This is a genomic window from Protofrankia symbiont of Coriaria myrtifolia, from assembly GCF_900634755.1.
Classification (GTDB): domain Bacteria; phylum Actinomycetota; class Actinomycetes; order Frankiales; family Frankiaceae; genus Protofrankia; species Protofrankia coriariae.
Genome location: NZ_CAAAFS010000169.1, coordinates 1 through 7509, shown reverse-complemented (window position 1 = coordinate 7509; position 7509 = coordinate 1). Strand labels below are relative to the sequence as shown.

6 protein-coding genes and 2 pseudogenes are annotated in these 7509 nt (G+C 63.4%); 6 read left to right on the top strand and 2 right to left on the bottom strand.

Annotated elements, in window-relative coordinates:
- On the top strand, positions 1–205 hold a 205-nt coding region (locus CM1CMNOD_RS09555), incomplete at its 5' end, for an IS3 family transposase (RefSeq protein ID WP_165001420.1).
- A 116-nt stretch (positions 206–321) separates the two neighbouring features.
- Here CM1CMNOD_RS09555 and CM1CMNOD_RS09550 read toward each other — a convergent pair.
- Positions 322–975: pseudogene (locus CM1CMNOD_RS09550) on the bottom strand (IS5 family transposase); the annotation flags it as partial.
- Positions 976–1081: 106 nt separating this feature from the next.
- Here CM1CMNOD_RS09550 and CM1CMNOD_RS09545 point away from each other — a divergent pair.
- The 5 genes and pseudogenes from CM1CMNOD_RS09545 to CM1CMNOD_RS09525 form a co-directional block, all read left to right on the top strand.
- Positions 1082–1333 (top strand): annotated as a pseudogene (locus tag CM1CMNOD_RS09545) (IS30 family transposase); the annotation flags it as partial.
- Between the two features lie 364 nt (positions 1334–1697).
- Positions 1698–3116, top strand: coding sequence for an FAD-binding protein (locus CM1CMNOD_RS09540; protein WP_013873454.1), 1419 nt, complete (start codon positions 1698–1700; stop codon positions 3114–3116).
- Between the two features lie 70 nt (positions 3117–3186).
- Positions 3187–4461, top strand: coding sequence for a DegT/DnrJ/EryC1/StrS family aminotransferase (locus CM1CMNOD_RS09535; RefSeq protein WP_013873453.1), 1275 nt, complete (start codon positions 3187–3189; stop codon positions 4459–4461).
- A gap of 390 nt (positions 4462–4851) precedes the next feature.
- Complete coding sequence (gene nodB / locus CM1CMNOD_RS09530) at positions 4852–5565, top strand: chitooligosaccharide deacetylase NodB (protein WP_083828229.1); 714 nt, start codon at positions 4852–4854, stop codon at positions 5563–5565.
- Positions 5566–5723: 158 nt separating this feature from the next.
- Positions 5724–6305 (top strand): NodA family N-acyltransferase, encoded by a 582-nt coding sequence (locus CM1CMNOD_RS09525; RefSeq protein ID WP_013873450.1) that lies wholly within the window; start codon positions 5724–5726, stop codon positions 6303–6305.
- Between the two features lie 497 nt (positions 6306–6802).
- Here CM1CMNOD_RS09525 and CM1CMNOD_RS09520 read toward each other — a convergent pair whose 3' ends face one another.
- Positions 6803–7012 carry a hypothetical protein gene (locus tag CM1CMNOD_RS09520; RefSeq protein WP_131772445.1) on the bottom strand — a complete coding sequence of 70 codons (210 nt, stop codon included), beginning with the start codon at positions 7010–7012 and terminating at the stop codon, positions 6803–6805.
- Between the last annotated feature and the right edge of the window lie 497 nt (positions 7013–7509).

Here is a 7509-nt window from a genome sequence, read left to right as displayed (position 1 = left end):
CAATGCTGTGACCGAGTCGTTTTTCGCCACCCTCGAATGCGAACTTCTCGACCGAACGCACTTCGCCACCCACGACCAGGCCCGGACCGCCCTGTTCGACTTCATCGAAGGTTTCTATAACCGACGTCGTCGTCATTCGACCATCGGATACGTCAGCCCACACGAGCACGAGGAAGGGTTCAACCTGTACAGTAGTGCCGCATAGCCGCCAAAGACCCGCTGTGTGAACAGAACCGGGTTAACTTCATCCGGCCCAGGAACCTCCCTCCAAGTCCCTCCCAGCTGAGCTGGGGATACAACAGAGCACCTCGCGGCGCACAGGGTCCGTTCGACGACCCAGCGGCGGGGCAGGACCTCGAAGCCCTTCTGCCCCGCAGGCCGGCGCACGACCTGTACCCGTAGGCCAAGCAGGTAGGCGGCCCAGTCCACGATCCTCCCGGAGAACATCCCATCGCCGAACACCAGCTGTAACCGCCGGCCGGCGAAGTAGCTGTCGAGAAGGACCTGCCGCCCACCGATGGTGTCATGCGTACTCGCGGGAACGACCAGCACGGCCAGCAGCAGTCCCAGGGTGTCAACGACGAGGAATCGCTTGCAGCCGTTGACTTTCTTACCCATGTCGAAGCCGCGGCTGGCCGCCGGGACGGTGTCGGCGCCCTTCACCGACTGGGAATCGATGATCCCCACCGTCGGTTCGGTGTCACGTCCTTCCCGCACACGGAGCTGGTCACGTAACGCGTCGTGGACACGTTCGGTCACACCCTGGTCGTGCCAGCGGGCGAAGTAGTAGTAGACGGTCTGCCACGGCGGGTAGTCCGACGGCAGCGCCCGCCAGGCGCAGCCGTTGCGCACGACGTACAGAATCGCGTCGATGAGATCGCGGCGGTCGTGCTTCTCGCGGCGGCCGATCGACGCCGCCGGCGGCAGTAGCGGCTCGATCAGCGCCCACTGGGCGTCGGTCAGATCAGACGGATAGCGGTGACGGTGACGTCGCGGCACCCCCTGACCGTCACCCGCCCGATCATCCGGTCAGGCCCTTTCCCCGCGAATGCACACCCATCGCACACCCCGAACATCACAGCCAGTCACCACCCGGAGATCTCAAACACCTTTTAAGGAGATGGCCCGGCACGCGGACTTCACCGTACAGACCGGCATGCCGGTGTATTTCTGTGACCCGCATTCGCCCTGGCGGCGAGGTTCCAACGAGAACACCAACGGCCTCCTCCAGCAGTATTTCCCGAAGGGCGCGGACCTGTCCTTGCACTCGCAGGAGGAACTGGATAGAGTGGCCGCACAGTTGAATGGGAGACCGCGACAGACGTTGGACTGACGGAAGCCGGTGGAAGTTTTCAACGATCTGCTGGTAAGTCGTGTGTCGCCATGACCACTTGATGTTGCCCTCCTCGGTCATCGCTACTAGGCGTAGCAGTTTGGCTACGATCGGACGGTGGGCCGCAGGTCTTTGCCCGAGCTTGCATTGAAATCGGAGCTGCGGCGAACAGGCCTCGTCAGGCTGGGGCAAAGCTCCGTTAGAGTGTGACCGGTACTTGTCCCGCGTCTGGCGGACCTGTAGGAGGCCGCCAGACGCGGGACAACACCTACCCAATGACCCGCGGTCGCGGCTCTGCTCGACAGGTCAAGACCGGCGAACCGATGGAAGGCGATGTGGAATACGACGACAAGGTCTGGTGCCCATGAACCGCAAGGTTGCTGTTATCGGTGGTGGAATGGCCGGGCTGGAGGCCGCGGTCCGAATGGCGGCCCGGCCTGGGATGGAAGTCGAGGTCATCGAAGCCGGGCCGGCGACCCGTCGCCGTCATGTCGACTGGGACACCTCGATCCATCCGGGCGATGAGAAGGTCCGGTGGTGGACCAGCGACGGCTGGGGATTCGGTGCCGGTCTTTCAGAACGACTCGGCGGGCGTTCGCTGTGTTATCACGGCGTTCTTCTTGGGCTCACCTCCAAGGAGTTGGTCGGCTGGCATCCCTGCTGGCAGGAGCGGTTAGTCGGTCCGGCCGGCTGCTATGCGCAGGTTTACGCAGAACTTAGCCCGAGGTTTCCGGGACTGGTGGCCTCGCCACAGTCGCCTGCCGCGAGCAGAGTCGGCCTCCGGCACGCTCCACAAGCAGCACGCTATGATGGCCTGACCGGCGAGTTCGAAGCCTATTCGCCGCTATCAGCGGCCCTTCGACTCGCCGTGAAGAGCGACCGCTTCCGCATCGTCCGCGGCCGTGCGCGGTCCCTGAGGCGTGGCAGGCTCGGATGGGATGTAGAGGTAGCTACCCCCTCTGATAGCGCCGCGACGAGGCAGGGGTTCGACGCATGTGTCCTTGCGTCGTCCGCTATCGGGAATATCCAGATTCTGACCCAGACGACAGGTGAATTGATCACGACTACCATCACCGATCACTTCTGCGTCGGGGCCCTCGCGCGAATCGAGCCCGGTGAGCCCCTGGACAGTTTCCGACACCCGATGCTATGGACCGGATACCGTCCAGTGCCGTCGCTGTCCGCCAACATCTTTGTGCAGGAGCGGCCGACTCTTCCGAACGGTAACCGGCTCGTCTCGCTCGCAGCCGTGATCGAACAGGGCAGTGGTCCGGCCGACTTCAGCACGCTCGCGGTCCAGCCGTCGTCGACTGACGGTATCGCCGCCGCCCACATAACGACGGCGGTCTCGTCCGCCGATCTCGATCGCATAGGCAAAGTTCGACAGGAGCTCCTGCGCCTGGCGGACGAGATCGCCCAGGGTTCGCTCCTCGACATCACTGCGCCGCGTCCGGGCGGTGGCTGTCTGGTCGGCCCGGCCGACGGCGAAAACCAGGGCGAGGAATCGCGGAAGTTCGGCGAGGCCGAGGCCTTTCACGCGTTGCTCGCCGAACCTCTAGCCGGGCGGGTTGCCCAGTTCGAGCTACCGTACGGGTCGTTCGAGCATGAAGCCTGTTCCCACCCGCTCGGCGGTGCGCTGAAGGTCACGACCGATCTCGAGGTCGAGGCCCTTCCCGGCGTCTACCTGGCCGGTCCGGGAAACTTTCCCCGGCTCGGCGCGGCCAACCCTGCGCTTACAACCATCTCCATGTCGCGCTGGCTCGGCGATTCGCTTGCCGGTTGAAATTCACGTTACCCGGTGGCGCGTAGCGTCTATTTCCGCTCCGTCTGCCCGCCCGTCGAGGAGGTTGACAATGTCCAAACTCGCAATCTTCGGTGGTACTCCGGTCACGGATGAACCGTTCCCGGCCTGGCCCAGCTTCGCGCCGGAGAGTATCGACCGGGCCATGGAACCTCTCCGTACCGGCCGGGTGAACTACTGGACCGGTGAACTCGGCCGGCAATTCGAGGCGGAGTTGGCCGCGTACCTCGGCGCCGACCACGCCGTCACCACGAACAGCGGAACCTCCGCCTTGCATGCCGCGCTTGCCGCGCTGGGTATCGGGCCGGGGGACGAGGTCATCTGCACTCCGTACTCCTTCGTTGCCTCGGCGTCCTGTGTGCTGCAGGCTGGTGCACTGCCGGTTTTCGCCGATGTCGACGAGTCGCATACGCTTAGCGCGGCCGACGTCGAAAAGAAGATTACTCCGCGTTCTCGGGCGATCATTGTGGTTCACCTCTACGGGGTCGTCGCAGATCTTGATCCGATCATCGATCTGGCCAGGAAGCATGGTTTGTTCGTTGTTGAGGACTGCGCGCAGAGCATCGGCGCGACCTACAAGGGGAGGAAGGTCGGAACGGTCGGTGATGTCGGCTGTTTCAGCTTCTGCCAGAGTAAGCACTTCACCACCGGTGGTGAGGGTGGCGCGATCGTCACCAATGACGAGGACCTGAGTTGGGAATGCCGTTCGCTGCGCGACCACGGTTATGACGTAGCCAGGCGTATGGGGCTTATGGAACTCGGGCCGGAGTACATCCACCGACGGATCGGCTTCAACTACCGGCTAACCGAGATGCAGTCAGCCATCGGAATTTCCGAACTTACCCGCCTCGACTCATGGAACCTTCCCCGGCGCCGCGCCAACGGTCGCCAGCTGATCGAGGCCCTTAAGGATCATCCACTGGTGATCCACGCCCCGGTGGACACCACAGAACGGGAGAATGCTTTTTGGTGGGCGCCCTTTGTGCTCGACGTGGAGCAGATTTCGGTCCCTCTGACAGATTTCGCTGCGGCCATGACCGCGGAGGGCATGCCCTTCACGGCGGTACAACTGGGAGAGATGTATCGGGAGCGCGTCTTCGTCGAGCGTAAGGGCTTCGGGAAGCTGAACTACCCGTTCGACGACCCCAACGCCACCCCGATCGACTATTCAAGGACGAGCTGCGCCACGGCGCACTGGCTCTCGGCACGCACACTCACGCTGTACACCCACCCGGTCTACACCGAGCGGCACATGCAGCAGTACATCATCGCCTTCGAGAAGGTGGCAGCGGCCTTTCAAACGAAGACCCCGACAAGCATATCGTGAGCGATACTCGACGAGGCTTATTCAGAACCCCCAGCTCAGATGATCTAGTACTACAGCAACACTTGTCGGCGTGTCGTCGGCAACCCGCCGACGGCAAGTTTTGGTACGACTGAAGATCAGTTACATAAGCGCAGATCACAGGGGTGACCTGTCTTCGGATCATGGAGAGTGTTGCTGTAGTACTAGATCATGCATTGTCGCAGGTCAGGATGCTGCTATAGATCTTGATCGAAGAGTTTTGAATAACCCTCGACGAAAGTACCCTAATTTTCCATCTGAAACAATCAAGACTGGGAGATGTGCTATGAATACCGAAATCCAGTGGCGGATATGCTGGGAGGACCAGCTTACGCCGACTGATCACGTGGAGTCGGCGGAACGGGAGACGGTATGTCGGAAGGAACCCGAACTGTGACCGGATGTTGCCCGTCCAGCACGTTTTCCGGTGGTCAGTCAGGGACTCGCCGCATCGCCCTCACGTTCGACGACGGACCGGATCCTTATTACACCCCCCGGATTCTCGATTTGCTCGCTGAGCATAAGGTGGCCGCGACATTCTGCGTGCTCGGCACCTACGCAGCCGCACATCCCGATATCATCTCCAGGATAGCCGCGGAGAGCCATCTCCTGGCCTGCCACTCGATGACACACGCCGATCTGTCGTGCTGTGGCGAGCAACAGACACGGTGGGAAATAATGGCGGCGAGCCGGACACTGCAGGCTGTCGCTCCCACCGCGCGGGTGCAGTATCTACGCACACCGTATGGCCGGTGGAACGACGGGGCGCGGCGCGTGGCGGCCGAACTCGGCCTGCAGCCTCTCGGCTGGACGATAGATTCGCGTGACTGGTCGGCACCAGGGGTGACAGAAATCATGGACGCCCTCCGGCAGCAGCTCCATCCGGGTGGGATCGTACTGCTACATGACGGATGCCTGCCCGAAAGGAAACGTGGCTGCAGCGCCGGTCACCAAGACCAGACACTGGCTGTGGTGCCGCTTCTCATCCGCGAGCTACGCCACCAGGGCCTCGTCCCCGGTCCTCCGCTGCTGGAGGCGCTGCCCCGGCTGCCGGCGGCCGGCACACCGATGGGGTACGGCTGGTAAGGGCGCGGGGCCGGTGGAGCCGCGGCGACTGACAACTGAACCGCCGCTCGCACGAGATCCGATGAGTCAGAATCAATGCCAGCCACAGCCGAGCCACCGAATGAAATGGAATACCCGCGACCCCATCAGGGGCCCTGCAAAAATTGGAAGAGTTTCCCATGAAAACGCAAATTCAGTGGAAAACGTACTGGGAGAATCAGCTCGAACCGGGTGACCACGCGGAACTTGCCGAGTTTTTTCGAAACACCTACGGAGCTGTGGGTGCCTGGAACGTGAAACATTTCAAAGGTAGCCGTAGCTGGGCCGGAGCGCGACCCGAGCTCAGGATAATCGGGCATGACGAGCGCGGAGTGGCGGCGCACTTCGGGGTGCTGCGTCGTTTTATCAGGCTCGGCGCAATCGATCAGCTCGTCGCCGAGGTCGGGCTGTACGCTGTACGCCCGGATCTACAGCGATCGGGAATCGGTTATCAATCCGGGATCAACGTGATGATTCCGACGCTGCTGGACTTGAAGGTCCCGTTCGGTTTCGGAACCGTTCGCCACGAGTTGCGCGAGCATGTCGAGAAGGCCAGCGCTGCGCTGATGATCGTGTCCGGAGTCCTGGTAAGGTCTACAAATCTGTGGGACAAGTCCAAGACGTGTATCGAAGATCTTCTCGTCCTGGTCATTCCGCTTGAGCGTGCCGTGGACGAGTGGCCGGCCGGAGAGCTCATCGACCGGAACGGACCCGAGCTGTGACACTCGCTCATCCGGCTCCGAGCGCGCAGCTGTCCAGCGCGGACGGAGAGCGCCAGAAACGGTTCGGCCGGGGCCCCCAGACCCGTCCTCGGGGCCCTCGTGGGGCCGCCGGCCTCGTCGGGGCGCTCCTGGCCCTCGACAGCTGCGGCGGTGAGCCGGGCCTGCGGCGAGGAGCTCCGGCCGGTGTGGGGACGACCGCGGTTGTCTGCCCGGGTACGGGTGCGGTGTCGGCCCCGGAGGGGCGGGGGACGGGACGGCCGCCCGGAACGATCTTTGTTTGGTGACGGTGCGTGTCTGCCGATGCTCCGGTGAGACGAGACATGCGCGTGAGCCGAGGGTGGGTGCGTGGACTCCGTGGACAACGATCACTCGCGTGGTGTGTTTGCCCTGGTAGCAGGGTTGTCCACGGCCGTCCGCGGTCCGTCCACGTATCCGAAGACAAGCGTGGACGCCGTGGACGGGGCGGGGTCATGGCGTGGGAACTGGGCGGAGCCCGATCATCCGCAGACGTACCCCGCGCAGCGGTCCAGCCCCGACAGCGACGACTCGCCCTGCAGCTGGCTGGTCGCCATCCCGACGAGCAACTCCCCGGCTCCCAGGCCTCGGGCCCGCCGCTTGACCGGCCCGATCCCGGCATCGAGCGCCTCCACGACCGCGAGCCGGTCGACCAGCTCGCTGAGGGCGACCAGCCCGGCCGACTCCGTCACCGACGGGTCCACCGGCCCGATCCGGATCCGCTCCCGCCGCCGCCCCGGACCCCGCGATAGCCCCTTCCTCGCGGCCGGTTTCCGGGACGACTGGACGCTGCGTATCCTTGCCACCTGACGGGTGCCTTTCGCCTGGGATATCGGTTTGGTTGTGGTGACCCCGATTCTCCCTGCACGACAAGCACCCGATCACTTTCCAAGGTCAACAAACAGTCAACGTCACCCCGCTACTGGCGAATCTAGGTCTGATGCCCACCAGGGGCCGTAGGCGGGCGCTCCAGCCGTCCCGGCGGGGGGATGGGGGTCGATCGAGTAGTGCCCACTTCGCGTGTTTGCTTCCACCTGGCAACGGGCAGCATCGAATCGCGCTCCCGGCGCCATGACCATACACGACAACATCCTCTTCCGATCTCATGCCCGCTGACCGCCGGACATCCGACCACAATGGCAGTCGCATGGAACCAACGTCGCGACATCGCGACTCACATCCACCAGTG

Coding starts and splice junctions, on each gene's coding strand:
- CM1CMNOD_RS09540 (WP_013873454.1), top strand. CDS start 1,698: ATGAACCGCAAGGTTGCTGTTATCGGTGGTGGAATGGCCGGGCTGGAG.
- CM1CMNOD_RS09535 (WP_013873453.1), top strand. CDS start 3,187: ATGTCCAAACTCGCAATCTTCGGTGGTACTCCGGTCACGGATGAACCG.
- nodB (WP_083828229.1), top strand. CDS start 4,852: ATGTCGGAAGGAACCCGAACTGTGACCGGATGTTGCCCGTCCAGCACG.
- CM1CMNOD_RS09525 (WP_013873450.1), top strand. CDS start 5,724: ATGAAAACGCAAATTCAGTGGAAAACGTACTGGGAGAATCAGCTCGAA.